General features: G+C 64.7%; 9 protein-coding genes. 5 read left to right on the top strand and 4 right to left on the bottom strand.

Translation table 11 applies throughout. The features are described 5' to 3' along the window. A partial coding sequence (locus tag NJH59_RS25240; RefSeq protein ID WP_253087453.1) for a retention module-containing protein occupies positions 1–2,134 on the bottom strand: 2,134 nt, incomplete at its 3' end. 510 nt (positions 2,135–2,644) lie between these two features. On the opposite strand from NJH59_RS25240, the gene NJH59_RS25235 reads away from it, so the two are divergent. Genes NJH59_RS25235 through NJH59_RS25225 form a run of 3 tightly spaced genes read left to right on the top strand, consistent with a single transcriptional unit; the run spans position 2,645 to position 7,567 of the window. Beyond that, positions 2,645–4,018: a TolC family outer membrane protein gene (locus NJH59_RS25235; protein WP_043864130.1), complete on the top strand. Its 1,374-nt coding sequence runs from the start codon at positions 2,645–2,647 to the stop codon at positions 4,016–4,018. 28 nt (positions 4,019–4,046) lie between these two features. Beyond that, positions 4,047–6,200, top strand: coding sequence for a type I secretion system permease/ATPase (locus NJH59_RS25230; protein WP_253087452.1), 2,154 nt, complete (start codon positions 4,047–4,049; stop codon positions 6,198–6,200). An 11-nt stretch (positions 6,201–6,211) separates the two neighbouring features. Next, positions 6,212–7,567, top strand: a complete 1,356-nt coding sequence (locus tag NJH59_RS25225) for an HlyD family type I secretion periplasmic adaptor subunit (RefSeq protein ID WP_043864132.1) — start codon at positions 6,212–6,214, stop codon at positions 7,565–7,567. 6 nt (positions 7,568–7,573) lie between these two features. On the opposite strand, the gene NJH59_RS25220 is transcribed toward NJH59_RS25225, so the two are convergent. From NJH59_RS25220 to NJH59_RS25210, 3 genes are all read right to left on the bottom strand, one after another. Continuing rightward, entirely contained in the window at positions 7,574–8,167 is a 594-nt protein-coding gene (locus NJH59_RS25220) for a tRNA-uridine aminocarboxypropyltransferase (protein WP_253087451.1), read from the bottom strand. A gap of 76 nt (positions 8,168–8,243) precedes the next feature. Beyond that, the gene (locus tag NJH59_RS25215) at positions 8,244–9,809 is read right to left on the bottom strand and encodes a PAS domain-containing methyl-accepting chemotaxis protein (protein WP_043864134.1); all 1,566 of its coding nucleotides are present in this window, start codon (positions 9,807–9,809) and stop codon (positions 8,244–8,246) included. A 136-nt stretch (positions 9,810–9,945) separates the two neighbouring features. Continuing rightward, entirely contained in the window at positions 9,946–10,839 is an 894-nt protein-coding gene (locus NJH59_RS25210; protein ID WP_043864135.1) for a LysR family transcriptional regulator, read from the bottom strand. 223 nt (positions 10,840–11,062) lie between these two features. On the opposite strand from NJH59_RS25210, the gene speB reads away from it, so the two are divergent. Continuing rightward, positions 11,063–12,013 (top strand): agmatinase, encoded by a 951-nt coding sequence (gene speB, locus NJH59_RS25205; RefSeq protein ID WP_043864136.1) that lies wholly within the window; start codon positions 11,063–11,065, stop codon positions 12,011–12,013. Between the two features lie 138 nt (positions 12,014–12,151). After that, entirely contained in the window at positions 12,152–13,531 is a 1,380-nt protein-coding gene (locus tag NJH59_RS25200) for a sodium:solute symporter (RefSeq protein WP_116053176.1), read from the top strand. Positions 13,532–14,013 lie beyond the last annotated feature (482 nt).

Raw genomic sequence — 14,013 nt, 5'->3', positions numbered from 1 at the left:
CCCAGGCGTCCTGCACCAGGTCCAGCCCGCGCTCGTACACCTTGATGTCATCGTCCGGGCAAGCGACGAGCTTGCTGTCGGTGACATTGATGGTGATGGTCGTGGTGCTTTCATCGCCGTCCGCATCGCGGATGGTGTAGGTGAACACGTCCTTGGCGCCGGTTGGCGCTACCGAGTTGGGGTCGGCCTTGTAGATCGCCTCGCCATTGGCATTCAGGATCAGCGTGCCATAGGTGCCGGCGATGCTCACGCCCAGCGAACCGATGGCCGAGGTCGAGGTGTCGGCGCCTGCCCGCACACCCACCACCGCACCGCCCTGGGCTGCGCCGTCTGCACCCAGCGTGTCGTTGTCCAATACGTTGCCGGTGACCGTACCGCCCTCCACCACCGTGGTGCTGTCCGACTCTGCCCGTGGCACATCGTCCACGATCTTGATCACGATGGTGCTGGTGACGCTGTTGCCCAGCGCGTCGGTAGCCTTGTAGGTGAAGGTTTCGGAGGTGACCACATTGGCCCCGTCGTTGCCACCGCCCACTTGCGGCGCGGACGTCAGGGTGTACTTGTAGCTGCCGTCGGCATTGATCTGGATCTGCCCGTAGGCGCCGGTGCTGCTGCCCACCAGCGTGAAGGTCAGCGCGCCGGAGCCACCACCGACCGAGCCGGCCAGCGTTCCGATCGCGGTCTCGCCCGCCGAGCCCGGGTTGCTGCCCACCACCGTGCCCGGCGCAAGGTCTTGCGGGTCCTGGACCAGGTCCAGGGCCTTTTCATACACCGTGACGCTGTCCGGGCAGGCGACGAGCTTGCTGTCGGTGACGTTGATGGTGATGGTCGTGGTGCTTTCATCGCCGTCCGCGTCGCGGATGGTGTAGGTGAACACATCGGTCGCGCCCGCTGGCGGCACGGCGTTGGGGTCGGCCTTGTACACCGCCTCGCCGTTGGCGTTGAGCACCAGCGTGCCGTAGGTACCCGCAATGTTCACGCCCAGCGAGCCGATGGCCGATGTCGAGGTATCGGAGCCGGCCCGCACACCGACCACCGTGTGCTCGACCGGCGGGCGATCGGCGCCCAGGCTGTCATTGTGCAGCACGTTGCCGGTGACGGTACCGCCTTCGACTACCGAGGCGCTGTCGGGCCTGGCCTGCGGCACGTCATCGACAATGTTCACGTCCAGGCTGCCGGTGGCCTTGCTGCCATCGCTGTCGATGGCCACCACGCTGAAGCTCTCACCGATGTTGTTGATGCCCTGGCCAGCGGGATGAGCTTCGTTGTCGAGCAAGGTGTAGCTGTAGCTCACCACGCCTGTGGCGGGGTTGTAGCCGGTGATGGTGAGGGTATTGCCCAGCCCTGTGGTGATCGATTGCGGAAAACCACTGACCACCCCGCCGATCACCACGTTGATGCCCCCGACGGTAAGCGTGTGCAGGCCATCGGGGGCATGCACGGTAAAGCTGCCACTCTGGGTCAGCGCGCCATTATCGGGGCTTGAGCCATCGGCCAGGTTCTTCTCGTACACGGTCAGTTCACCGCCATTCACCTCCAGCCCGTCCAGTGTCACCGGGTGGTCGATGGGCGGCTCAACCGGCGGGATCACCGGCGGCACGAAACCGCCAGGGCCCTGGTCACCACCCCGCGCGCCAATCCAGGGTTCGGGAATCTCGGGGATGCTGTTGAAACCCGCCGTCGGAAAGCCGATCACCGGGTCCAGGTGCCCTCCCACCTCGGTGAGCTGCACGAACGAATGGCCGCCGCCCAATGCGCTTGGCGAACCGCCGTTGCCGGGGCCCGCCGCCGGAGCTTCGCCCTCCTGGCTGGGGTCGGCACCCGCCGCAATGGCCTGCTGCAGTTTCTCCACATCGGTCAGTTGTGCCTGGCTGGGCGTCACCGTCTCGGGCGCGTTCACGTGCGAGGCATGGTTGGCCAGCAGGTCGGGAGACAGCTGCAGGCTGCTGTCACGGCCCAGGGTCAGCTCGGCACCGTTTTCCAGGTGCACCGCCACTGCCCCGGCCGCGCCGGTTTCCAGTTGTTCCCCGGCATAAAGGCGGTCGCCTTCCACCAGGGCACGTCGACCGCCATCGGCCGCTACCGCGAATACCTGGCCGACAACCTTGCTGACCACACCGATTAAATTAGCCATGAGCATGCCTCCATTGCCGAAGGTTTTCGCAAACACGTGCCGGGGTATCGCGAAACCTGGCGCGGGCAATGCCCGGCCGACTCGGAGAACAACCTTGCGACCGCACGCACCGATCTCAACGAAATCAATGCATTCGGCCTGCCCATGCTCCGGTTAAGTCACGCTGCGATCTGGCAATCGGCCATGAGCCAAAATTTTGTCGCCATATTTCGCCGCGTTGACCTCCCCTCCGCTCACTCCATACCCAATGCTGCAAAAAACGAGGAACTTTATCGGACGCCCTGACAGGCCAACATCTGCGCCTGTTTTCGAGCTATCTGAAGAGAACAATGTCTTGCTTTGAGCACAGCGCATAAGTTTTTTTTCGCATATCGGTTATGAGAAATACTTCTTAGGTTGGCCGTTAAATGTTCTTAGCTCTGTTGTTACAAGCCTGAAACGGTTTGACCTCCATTTTTCGTCATTTTTTTGGCGATCGAGAGACCACAAGAAATCAGGGAGATGTCATCCATGCGCGTTTTGACCCCCATCAGCAGCGCGATTCTGTTCGCCATGATCTGTGCCAACGCGCAGGCCATGTCCTTGTCACAAGCCGTGCAGAGCGCCGTGGACTACCACCCGGAGAACAAGGCCGGGATCAATAGCCGGCTGTCCGCCGACGAGGATGTGAAGGTGGCCAGAGGGGGCTACTTTCCCACCGTCGACCTGGTGGCCGGCTACGGACGCGAACGTTCAGACAACACCAACACCCGCGGCTTCAACGCCGACGGCAGCCGCAATCACAACAAGGAAACCCTGAACTACACCCAGTCCGAACTGCGCCTGCGCCAGATGCTGTTCGACGGCTTCAACACCGCCAATGAAGTGGGCCGCACCGAGGCCGTGGTCAATTCACGCGCCTACTACGTGCAGGCCACCTCCGAGACCATCGCCCTGCGCGCCATCGAGGTGTACCTGGAAGTGCTCAAGCGCCGCGAGCTGGTGACCCTGGCCAAGAACAACCTGCAGGCACACCTGCGCGTCAACGACCAGATCGGCTTGCGCAGCGAGCGCGGCGTGGGCAGCAATGCCGACCTCGACCAGTCCACCGCACGCCGGGCGCTGGCCGACAACAACCTGTACACCGCCCAGGTCGACCTGGCCGATGCCGAAGCCAACTTCATCAGCGTGGTCGGGCGTGCCCCCGACGAGCTGGAAACCCCGGTGTCGATCAAGGGCGAGATGCCCGGCGACCTGACCCAGGCGCGCCAGGCCATGCTGCAGAACAACCCCTACCTCAAGTCGGCCCAGGCCGACATCCAGGCCGCCGAGCAACAGTACGAAGTGGCCAAGTCGCCGTTCTACCCGCGCCTGGATGCAGAGCTCGCCACCGGCGCCAACAACAACATCGCCGGTGAACCCGGGCATGCCAACAGCGATTGGCGAGCCGGCGTGGTGATGAGCTACAACCTGTTCAAGGGCGGCAGCGACAAGGCCCGCCTGCAGTCGGATGCGCACAAGATCAACCAGGCCATGGACATCCGCAACAACGCCTTGCGCACCCTCAACGAAAACCTCGCGCTGTCGTGGAACGCCATGACCAACGCGCGCCTGCAAACCCCGACCGCACGCGAATACGCCGACACCACCACCCGTGTGCGCGCCGCCTACCAGGATCAGTTCGGCCTGGGCCAACGCACCCTGCTCGACCTGCTCGACAGCGAGAACGAGCTGTACAACGCCAACCGTCGCTACACCGAAGTGCGCTACACCGAGGAGTTCTCGATGTACCGGGTGCTGGCCAACATGGGCGAGTTGCTGAGCAAACAGAAGATCTCGCTGCCACCGGAGGCCATTGCACGCAGCGAAGTCAGAAGCGACGCCACGCTGCCGGACCTGCGTTGAACACGTTCGACCGCCCGAGGAGCCGCCCATGACCAGCATGCAGCCGGCCGGCACCGCCGACCCGCGCCAGAGCTTCGATGACCCGTTGCTCGACGGGCTGCTGATACTGTGCAAGCTGCACGGCGCTGCGGTCAGTCGCAGCAGCCTGTGTGCCGGCCTGCCGCTGGCCGAACAGCGCATGAGCCTCGACCTGCTGCCGCGCGCAGCGGCCCGGGCCGGCCTGCAGGCACGGGTACTGCGCCGCGAGCTGGGCTCGATCTCGGCGCTCAACCTGCCGGTACTGCTGTTGCTTGCCGATGGCCGCAGCGCCGTGCTGCGGCGCTGGGGGGAGAACGACCAGGCCCTGATACTGCCCAGTGAAGCCGAAGGCGGCGAGCAGTGGGTCAGCCGCCAGGAGCTGGCCGACGTCTACAGCGGTCAGGCCCTGTTCGCACGCCCGCGCCACGAGGTCGAAGACCTGCGCACACCGCTGCTGCCCAGAGTCAACGCCTGGTTCCGTGACACCCTCAAGCAGTCGCGCTGGCTCTACAGCGACGCCTTGCTGGCCAGCCTGCTGATCAACCTGCTGGGCCTGATGGTGCCGCTGTTCGTGATGCAGACCTACGACCGGGTGGTGCCCAACCAGGCCACCTCCACCCTGTGGGTGCTGGTCATCGGCCTGATGCTCGGCACCCTGTTCGAGCTGGTGCTGCGCGTGGTGCGTGCGCACCTGCTGGACCAGGCCGGCAAGAAGACCGACCTGATCCTGTCGGCCACCCTGTTCGAGCGCATCACGGGCATGTCGATGAAGGCCCGCCCGGCCACCATCGGCGGCTTCGCCCAGAGCATCCACGACTTCCAGGGCCTGCGCGAATTCCTCACGGCGGTGACCCTGACCAGCGTCATCGACCTGCCCTTCGTGGTGCTGATGCTGCTGGTGATCGGCCTGCTGGGCGGCTGGCTGGTGGTGATTCCGCTGGTGGCCTTTCCGATCACCATCGCCTTTGCGCTGTTCATCCAGGCACGCCTGCGCGATACCGTGGAAAAAAGCCTGAGCCTGGGCGCGCTGCGCCAGGCGCTGCTGATCGAGACCCTGGGTGGCCTGGAAACCCTCAAGGCCTGCGGGGCCGAAAGCGAGCGCCAGCACCAGTGGGAAAGCACCCACGGCGCACTCACCCGCCTCGACGTACAGGCGCGCAACCTTTCGGCACTGGCCACCAACGGCACCCTGTTCATCCAGCAGCTGTGCGGCATGGCCACCATCGTCGCCGGGGTGTACAGCATCATTGCCGGCAACCTCAGCGTGGGTGCCCTGGTGGCCAGCTACATGCTCGGCAGCCGCGTGCTCGCACCATTGGGCCAGATCGCCGGGCTGATCACCCGCTACCAGCAGGCCCAGCTGACCATGCACAGCACCGACGCGCTGATGGCCCTGCCCCAGGAACGCCCTGCCGGCCAGCAGACCCTGGAGCGCACCCAGTTGCACGGCGCGCTGCAGGTCAGCCAGGTGACCTTCCGCTACAACGGGCAGAACGCCGCAGCGCTGGACAACGTGAGCTTCACGGTCAAGCCGGGCGAGCGCATCGGCATCATCGGTCGCAGCGGCTCGGGCAAGAGCACCCTGGCACGCCTGCTGATGGGCTTCTACGAACCCGAAGAGGGGCAGATCCTGCTCGACAACCTCGACCTGCGCCAGCTCGACATCGCCGACCTGCGCCAGCAGCTCGGCTACGTGGCCCATGACCTGCCGCTGCTAGCCGGCAGCCTGCGCGACAACCTGACCCTGGGCGCACGCTACGTCAGCGATGCGCGCATGCTCGAAGTGGCCGAGATGACCGGCGTGAGCGAACTGGCCCGCCAGCACCCGCAAGGCTTCGAGCGGCCGGTGGGCGAGCGCGGCATGCTGCTCTCCGGCGGCCAGCGCCAGACCGTGCTGCTGGCCCGCGCGATGCTGCTGGAACCGCCGATCCTGATCCTCGACGAACCCACCAGCCATATGGACAACAGCAGCGAAGACCAGCTGCGCCAGCGCCTGCACGGCTGGGTGCAGGGCAAGACCCTGCTGCTGGTCACCCACCGCACCTCGATGCTCAGCCTGGTCGACCGCCTGGTGGTGCTGGACAACGGCAAGGTGGTGGCCGACGGGCCCAAGGACGCGGTCATCGACGCACTGCGCAAGGGCCGTGTCGGCTCTGCACTCTGAGGGGTATCAGCATGTCTGCATTGTCCGGCCTGGGCGATTACATCCGCAGCTTCGGCAAGACTGCCGAACGCGAGTACATGCCAGACCTGGCCGGCGCGACGCTGCAGGACTCGCCCCGCCTGTCGCGCATCACCGTGTGGCTGGCGGCAGGCTTGCTGCTGGTGGCACTGGTGTGGGCCAAATTCGCGGTGCTCGATGAAGTCACCATGGGCGAAGGCAAGGCCATCCCGTCGAGCAAGGTGCAGGTGATCCAGAACCTGGAGGGCGGCATCGTCACCGAGATCTTCGTGCGCGAGGGGCAGATGGTAAACAAGGGCGACACCCTGCTGCGCCTGGACGACACGCGCTTTCTGTCGAACAAGGGCGAAAGCGAAGCCGACCGCTATGCCCTGACCGCGCAGGTCGAGCGCCTGTCCGCCGAGGCCGAGGGTCGCCCCTTCCAGCTTTCGGAGGTGGTACGCAGCAAGGCCCCGCAGGTGGCCGAGGACGAACTGTCGCTGTACCAGTCGCGCCAGCGCCGCCTCACCAGCGAGAAACAGACGCTCAACGAGCAACTGCGGCAGAAAACCCAGGAGCTGGCCGAGTTTCGCTCCAAACTGGAGCAGTACCGCTCGGGCCTGGCATTGCTGCAGCAAGAGCTGAACATGTCCACGCCGCTGGTGGGCACCGGCGCGATTTCGCCGGTGGAGATCCTGCGCCTCAAGCGTAGCGCGGTGGAGGCTCGCGGCTCGCTGAACGCCACCAGCCTGGCGATTCCGCGGGCCGAAGCGGCGGCGGCGGAGATCCGCAGCAAGATCGAGGAATCCGAGGCAGGCTTTCGCTCGGAGGCGGCCAAGGAACTCAACGACAAGCGCACCGAGCTTTCGAAGATCACCGCCACCAGCATCGCCATCGACGACCGCGTCACCCGCACCACCGTGGTGTCGCCGGTGCACGGCATCATCAAGCTGCTCAAGGTCAACACCATTGGCGGTGTGGTGCAGCCGGGCAGCGACCTGCTGGAGATCGTGCCGCTGGAAGACAACCTGCTGATCGAGGCCAAGGTGCGCCCCCAGGATGTGGCCTTTCTACACCCCGGGCAGACCGCGATGGTCAAGTTCAGTGCGTACGACTACACGATCTATGGTGGCCTGAAGGCCAAGCTGGAGCTGATCGGCGCCGACACGGTGACGGACGACAAGGGCAACGCGTTCTACCTGATCCAGGTGCGCACCGACAAGAACCACCTGGGCGGGGACAACAAACCGTTGCTGATCATCCCGGGCATGACCGCCACGGTGGACATCATCACCGGGCACAAGAGCGTGCTGGATTACCTGCTCAAGCCGGTGCTCAAGGCACGCACCGAGGCGTTGCGCGAGCGCTAGCGCCCATCAACGCAGGTGGTTGCGCTCGTAGGTCTGTTGCCCCATCGCCGCAATCTGCCCCTCGATCAGGGCATCGAACGGCCGCAGCAGCGCATCGAACAGCGCCGGCGCCTCCAGCACGTTCAACGCCTGCGCCACTGCCTCGATGGTCGACAAGGCGCCCTCCCCGGGTGCCTTGCGCAACCGGTAGCGCGACGGCTGCAACGCCCCCAGCGTGACCCGTGGCAACGTTGCCAGCAAAGGGTTCACATGCAGCAACTTGCGCGCCTTGCGCCAGGTGCCGTCGGGCACCACCAGCAACCACGGTCGCTCATCGCCAGCATAAGCCTGCAGCGCCTGCGCGCCCTCACCCGGAAACAACAGGCCGGTGCGATACCCCGGCTGCGTCAGCCACTGCTCGAGATCCTCGAACACCTCGCCCACCCGCAACTCGGCATTGCGCAGGCCAAGCGCCGCCAGCCTGGCGGTGTTCAAGGCATGGTTCACTTCGCTGGGATGCTGCAGCAGCAGTACACGGGTGCGGCTATCCAGGCGGGGGATCAACGCGCAAAGGCAATGGGTTTGTGGGCGCAAGCAGCGCTCGCAGTGAATTCTGGACATCGGGTTCTCCTGGGGCGCGAAGTGTGCCACAGCAGGCCCGCGAAATACCGCACCGCCCTGGGTCAAACGCGCGGATTCAGCGATTGAAGCGTTCGGCCAGGCTGTACAGGTAGTCGGCCATGCGCTGCAGGTCCTGGCTGATCTCGGCGCCCTGCTTGGCCTGCCCGGCGCTGTGGTCGCACAGCTGGGCGATGCGCGTGATCTGCTGGTTGATGTCTTCGGCCACATGGCTCTGCTGTTCCGACGCCGTGGCCATCTGCTGGCTCATGCCAGTGATGCGGCTGACCGCCTGGCTGATGCCCACCAGCGCGGTCTGCACGGCCTCGACACTGTGCACGCTGTCACGCGAGATCTGCTCGCCGCGGCTGGCACTGCTCACCGCCCGCTCGGCCCCGGCACGCAGGCTGGCGATGATCTGGTGGATTTCCTCGGTCGAGACCCGCGTGCGCTGCGCCAGCGACCGCACCTCGTCGGCCACCACGGCAAAACCGCGGCCCTGCTCGCCGGCCCGCGCCGCCTCGATGGCGGCATTGAGCGCCAGCAGGTTGGTCTGCTCGGCGATCGAGGTGATCACATCCACCACGCTGCCGATGGACTGGGTTTGCCCGGCCAGTTCGTTCACCGCCTGGCCGATCTCGGTCACCGCATCGGCCATGCTGCCCATTGCCTGCAGGCTTCGTTGTGCCAGGTCGCTGCCCTGGCGGGCCAACTGGTCGGCATCGGACGCCGCCGTGGCGGTGTCCTGCACGTTGTGGGTGACCTGCTGGATGGTCGCCGCCATCTGCGCAATGGCGGCCGCCGACTGGTCGGTCTCGCAGCGCTGGCGGTCGAGCATCTGCGCCTGGGCCCCGGACAGGTCGCTCGATTGCGTGGCCCGTGCCTTGACCCCGACGCCGGCGTCCACCAGCCGCGTGAGCGCGGTCTGCAGGCGCGCTTCCTCACTGATGATCGCCAGGTCCAACTGCCCCTGCAGGCCCCGGTTGTCACTGTAGGTCAGCGCTACCAGCGGGCTGGTGAAGGCCCTGGGGTGCTCGGCCAGGGTACGCCGGATCATCCGGTCGTGATGGGCCTCGATCAGGTACCAGGCACTGAGCAGGCTGGCCATCAACACGCCCAGCGCCGCGTACTGGGGCAGCCACAGGTAGCCGGCGGCCGACAGCAGCGCCGCCCCTACCAGCGGCCAGCCCAGCTCCAGTTGCACCGCTGCACGCGCGGCCCAGGACATGGCGCCCCGGCCCTGGCGCAAGCGTGCATACAACGCCGTGGCTCGACGGATCTGGTCCGGGGTGGGCACCGAGCGCACCGACTCGTAGCCACTGATACGGCCATCCTCGTAGATGGCCGTCACGTAGGCACTGACCCAGTAGAAATCGCCGTTCTTCGCGCGGTTCTTGACCACCCCCATCCAGGGCTTGCCTTGCTTGAGGGTGTCCCACATGTGCCCGAACACCGCGGGCGGCATGTCCGGGTGGCGTACAAGGTTATGGGGCTGGCCCACCAGTTCGTCGTAGGTAAAACCGCTGATGCTGACGAAGGCGTCGTTGCAGTAGGTGATGCGGCTGTTGAGGTCGGTGGTGGATATCAGGCGCTGATCGCTCGGGAAGGTTCTTTCATGCTCAGTGACGGGCAGATTCGTACGCATCTCGGCGATCCCTGCTTGGAAGATGTTGGGAATTTTCAACAAGCAAGAACAGGTTTAGCAGAGCATTTACGGGCTTGTAGGGCTTGTCTGAAGGATTTTTCTTCTATTTGCGCAAAAGATTTTCATGCGCATCCGATCAGGCTGGCGTGAGCTGCGCCTTGAGGCGGTCGCGAAAGGTCTGGATCAAGGGTTCGCGGCTGCGACCCCGGCGAATGATCAGCGAGAACGGCGCCTGATAGCCGAAGGTCGCCGGCGACAGCACCCGCAGGTCGCCCTTGTCCACCCAGGCCTGGGCATAGTGTTCAGGCAGGTAGCCGATGTAGGCCCCCGACAGTACCAGGATCAGCTGTGCCTCCATGCTCTCGACCGTGGCGGCGCTGTGCTTGAAGCCGTGGCGGGCCAGTTCGGCCTGGCTCCAGTAGCCGCGACCGACCATGCGCTGCTGGGTGATCACCTGTTCGGGAATGCGCCGCTCGGTGAACAGCGAATGCCGGTTGCTGCAGTACAGCCAATGCTGCTCGCGGTACAACGGCTGATACACCAGCCCGCTCATGCGCGTGGAGAAAGCGCCGATGGCCAGGTCCAGGCGGTTGTCCTGCACCCCCAGTTGCAGTTCGTAGGGGCTGGACACCGACAGGTGCAGGTGCACGGCCGGGTGTTCGAGGCTATAGGCACCGATGGCGTCGGCCAGCGGCAATGCGCGATCGCCGACCGTGGAGTCGATCACCCCCAGGTTCAGGGTGCCGCGCAGCTCGCCCTTGAGCGCCGCCGCGTACTGCTCGAAACCGTCCATTTCGGCCAGCAGGCGCAGGGTCTCCTGATGGAACAGCTCGCCCTTGCTGGTGAGGCTGAAGCCGCCGCGCCCACGGTGGCACAGCACGATACCCAGCGCCGACTCAAGCTGGCTCATGTAGGTACTGATGGCGGATGTGGACAGGTTCAGCTCGCGCTGGGCATTGGCGAAGCCCTGGTGGCGTACCACGCTGACGAAGATGCGCAGCAATTTCAGATCAGGCAGGGCCGAGGCCATGGCAAGGGCTCCAACAGGGCAACGAATACGCGCCAGTCTACCCGCTGATCGCCATTAGTTCATGAAAACCTGAAGTAAGTATTTGCCTGTAGCGATTCTCTTGGCGCACTACCTTTTGCAGACTCTGCGCCAATGCACCTGTCCTCGCGCATTGCTGCACCTGTTCGCAGGGTGGCCGGACAGGTTCCAACAACTAGAACAATCCAAACCGTGAGGCCCGACCGTGGACAAGATTCTTCACCAACCACTGGGCGGCAACGAAATGCCGCGTTTCGGCGGCATCGCCACCATGCTGCGTCTTCCCCACCTGCCCAGCGCCGCCGGCCTGGACGCTGCCTTCATCGGCATCCCGCTGGACATCGGCACCTCGCTGCGTTCCGGCACCCGCTTCGGCCCGCGCCAGATCCGTGCCGAATCCGTGATGATCCGCCCGTACAACATGGCCACCGGCGCCGCCCCGTTCGACTCGCTGTCGGTCGCCGACATCGGCGACGTGGCAATCAACACCTTCAACCTGCTCGACGCGGTGCGCATCATCGAAGAGGCCTACGACGAGATCCTCGAGCACGACGTGATCCCCATGACCCTGGGCGGCGACCACACCATCACCCTGCCGATCCTGCGCGCGATCCACAAGAAGCACGGCAAGGTCGGGCTGGTGCACATCGATGCCCATGCCGACGTCAACGATCACATGTTCGGCGAGAAGATCGCCCACGGCACCACCTTCCGTCGCGCCGTCGAAGAAGGCCTGCTGGACTGCGACCGCGTGGTGCAGATCGGCCTGCGCGCCCAGGGCTACACCGCCGAAGACTTCAACTGGAGCCGCAAGCAGGGCTTTCGCGTGGTGCAGGCCGAGGAGTGCTGGCACAAGTCGCTGGAGCCGCTGATGGCCGAAGTGCGTGAAAAGGTCGGTGGTGGTCCGGTTTACCTGAGCTTCGACATCGACGGCATCGATCCGGCCTGGGCACCGGGCACCGGCACCCCGGAAATCGGTGGCCTGACCACCATCCAGGCGATGGAGATCATCCGTGGCTGCCAGGGGCTGGACCTGATCGGTTGCGATCTGGTGGAGGTCTCGCCGCCCTACGACACCACCGGCAACACCTCGTTGCTCGGCGCCAACCTGTTGTACGAAATGTTGTGTGTTCTGCCTGGCGTAGCGCATCGCTAACGGCCATCGGCCTGGAGTTTCACCCCCGGATGGAGCCTTTCGGCGGGCCGTACACGCGGCCCGCTTGCGGATGAATGACGCCTGGCGCACGCCACCGGCGATCGATCTCACCATAATAAAGATAATCGGAGACACCCCATGGCCTTGGACATATTCGTTGTACTGATATACGCCGCCGGCATGCTGGTACTGGGCTGGTTCGGCATGCGCCGCGCGAAGACCCACGAAGACTACCTGGTGGCCGGGCGCAACCTGGGCCCGAGCCTGTACATGGGCACCATGGCCGCCACCGTGCTGGGCGGCGCCTCTACCGTCGGCACCGTGAAGCTGGGCTATGTGCACGGCATTTCCGGCTTCTGGCTGTGCGCCGCGCTGGGCCTGGGCATCATTGCCCTGAACCTGTTCCTGGCCAAGCCGCTGCTGCGCCTGCGCATCTTCACCGTGACCCAGGTGCTGGAAAAGCGCTACAACCCCATGGCCCGCCAGGCCAGCGCCGTGATCATGCTGGCCTACGCCCTGATGATCGCCGTGACCTCTACCCTGGCCATCGGCACCGTGCTGCAGGTGCTGTTCGACCTGCCGTTCTGGGGCGCCATCCTGCTCGGTGGTGGCGTGGTGGTGGTCTACTCGACCATTGGCGGCATGTGGTCGCTGACCCTGACCGACATTGTGCAGTTCGTGATCAAGACCGTGGGCCTGATGTTCATCCTGCTGCCGATCTGCCTGTACCGGGTGGGCGGCTGGGACGAATTGGTGGCCAAGCTGCCGGCTGCCAGCTTCAACCTGACCACCATCGGTTGGGACACCATCATCACCTACTTCCTGATCTACTTCTTCGGCATCCTGATCGGCCAGGACATCTGGCAGCGCGTGTTCACTGCCCGTGACGAAAAAGTCGCCCAACGGGCCGGTACCACGGCCGGTGTGTACTGCGTGATCTACGGCCTGGTGTGTGCCCTGATCGGCATGTGTGCGCATGTGCTGCTGCCTGACCTGGGCAATGCCAACAATGCGTTTGCGGCGATCGTGAAGTCAGCGTTGCCCGACGGCATCCGTGGGCTGGTGATTGCCGCGGCCCTGGCGGCGATGATGTCCACCGCCAGTGCCGGCTTGCTGGCTGCCTCCACGGTGCTGACCGAAGACCTGCTGCCCAAGCTGCGTGGCGGCAAGCAGTCGAGCCTTGGCATCAACCGGTTGTTTACCTTGCTTACGGGTATTGCGGTGCTGGGGATCGCGCTGGTGGTAGTGGATGTGATCAGTGCATTGACCCTGGCGTACAACCTGCTGGTGGGCGGCATGCTGGTGCCGTTGATCGGGGCGATCTACTGGAAGCGTGCAACCACGGCCGGGGCAATCACCAGCATGGGGCTGGGGTTCGTGACGGCGCTGGTGTTCATGTTCAAGGATGGGATGGATGCCAATACGCCGATCTACTACAGCCTGGCGATCGGGTTGGTGAGTTTTGTGGTGGTGAGTTTGATGTCGCGTCGGCCGGTGGGCACGGTGAATCTGGCATAGGACGCCCCGCCCGGGTAGCGGGGCGGAGGGTCATGGACGACCTGTAGGAGCGGGCCTTGCCCCGCGAAGGTAGCAACGCGCCTGGGTCAGCAATAGGCTCTGTAACATCGGCAAGCGCAGGCCTATCCAGCATGGATGCAGCCAGCAAGGGCCCCTTCCGCTCTTACAGCGGCTTACTTTTTTCTTGGAAAAAGTAAGCAAAACCGCTCCCGTCCATCATCCGGCCCTACGCTTCGCTACGGGTCCCCTCATTCCACCCACGCTCCGTGGGGCCACGCCGAACGGGCATCCCTGCCCGTCGGCGCTTTACGGGCCATCCATGGCCCTCCACCCCACTACGCGCAGGTTCCATTCGGCCTCCTGGGGGACGGGAAGATCAAGATCAAGATCAAGAACTAAAGCCAAAGCCAAAGCCAAAGCCAAAGCCAAAGCCAAAGCCAAAGCCAAAGCCAAAGCCAAAGCCAAAGCCAAAGCCAAAGCCA

Source organism: Pseudomonas sp. VE 267-6A, from assembly GCF_024126555.1.
In the GTDB taxonomy this organism is placed as follows: Bacteria; Pseudomonadota; Gammaproteobacteria; order Pseudomonadales; family Pseudomonadaceae; genus Aquipseudomonas; species Aquipseudomonas palmensis.
Note: the sequence above shows the minus strand (reverse complement) of the source record. Positions and strands in the feature narration are given on the sequence as shown.

Bases quoted from the DNA above. Each gene is read 5' to 3' on its own strand.
- NJH59_RS25235 (WP_043864130.1), top strand. From the start codon at position 2,645: ATGCGCGTTTTGACCCCCATCAGCAGCGCGATTCTGTTCGCCATGATC.
- NJH59_RS25200 (WP_116053176.1), top strand. From the start codon at position 12,152: ATGGCCTTGGACATATTCGTTGTACTGATATACGCCGCCGGCATGCTG.
- NJH59_RS25210 (WP_043864135.1), bottom strand. From the start codon at position 10,839: ATGGCCTCGGCCCTGCCTGATCTGAAATTGCTGCGCATCTTCGTCAGC.
- NJH59_RS25215 (WP_043864134.1), bottom strand. From the start codon at position 9,809: ATGCGTACGAATCTGCCCGTCACTGAGCATGAAAGAACCTTCCCGAGC.
- NJH59_RS25225 (WP_043864132.1), top strand. From the start codon at position 6,212: ATGTCTGCATTGTCCGGCCTGGGCGATTACATCCGCAGCTTCGGCAAG.
- NJH59_RS25230 (WP_253087452.1), top strand. From the start codon at position 4,047: ATGACCAGCATGCAGCCGGCCGGCACCGCCGACCCGCGCCAGAGCTTC.
- NJH59_RS25220 (WP_253087451.1), bottom strand. From the start codon at position 8,167: ATGTCCAGAATTCACTGCGAGCGCTGCTTGCGCCCACAAACCCATTGC.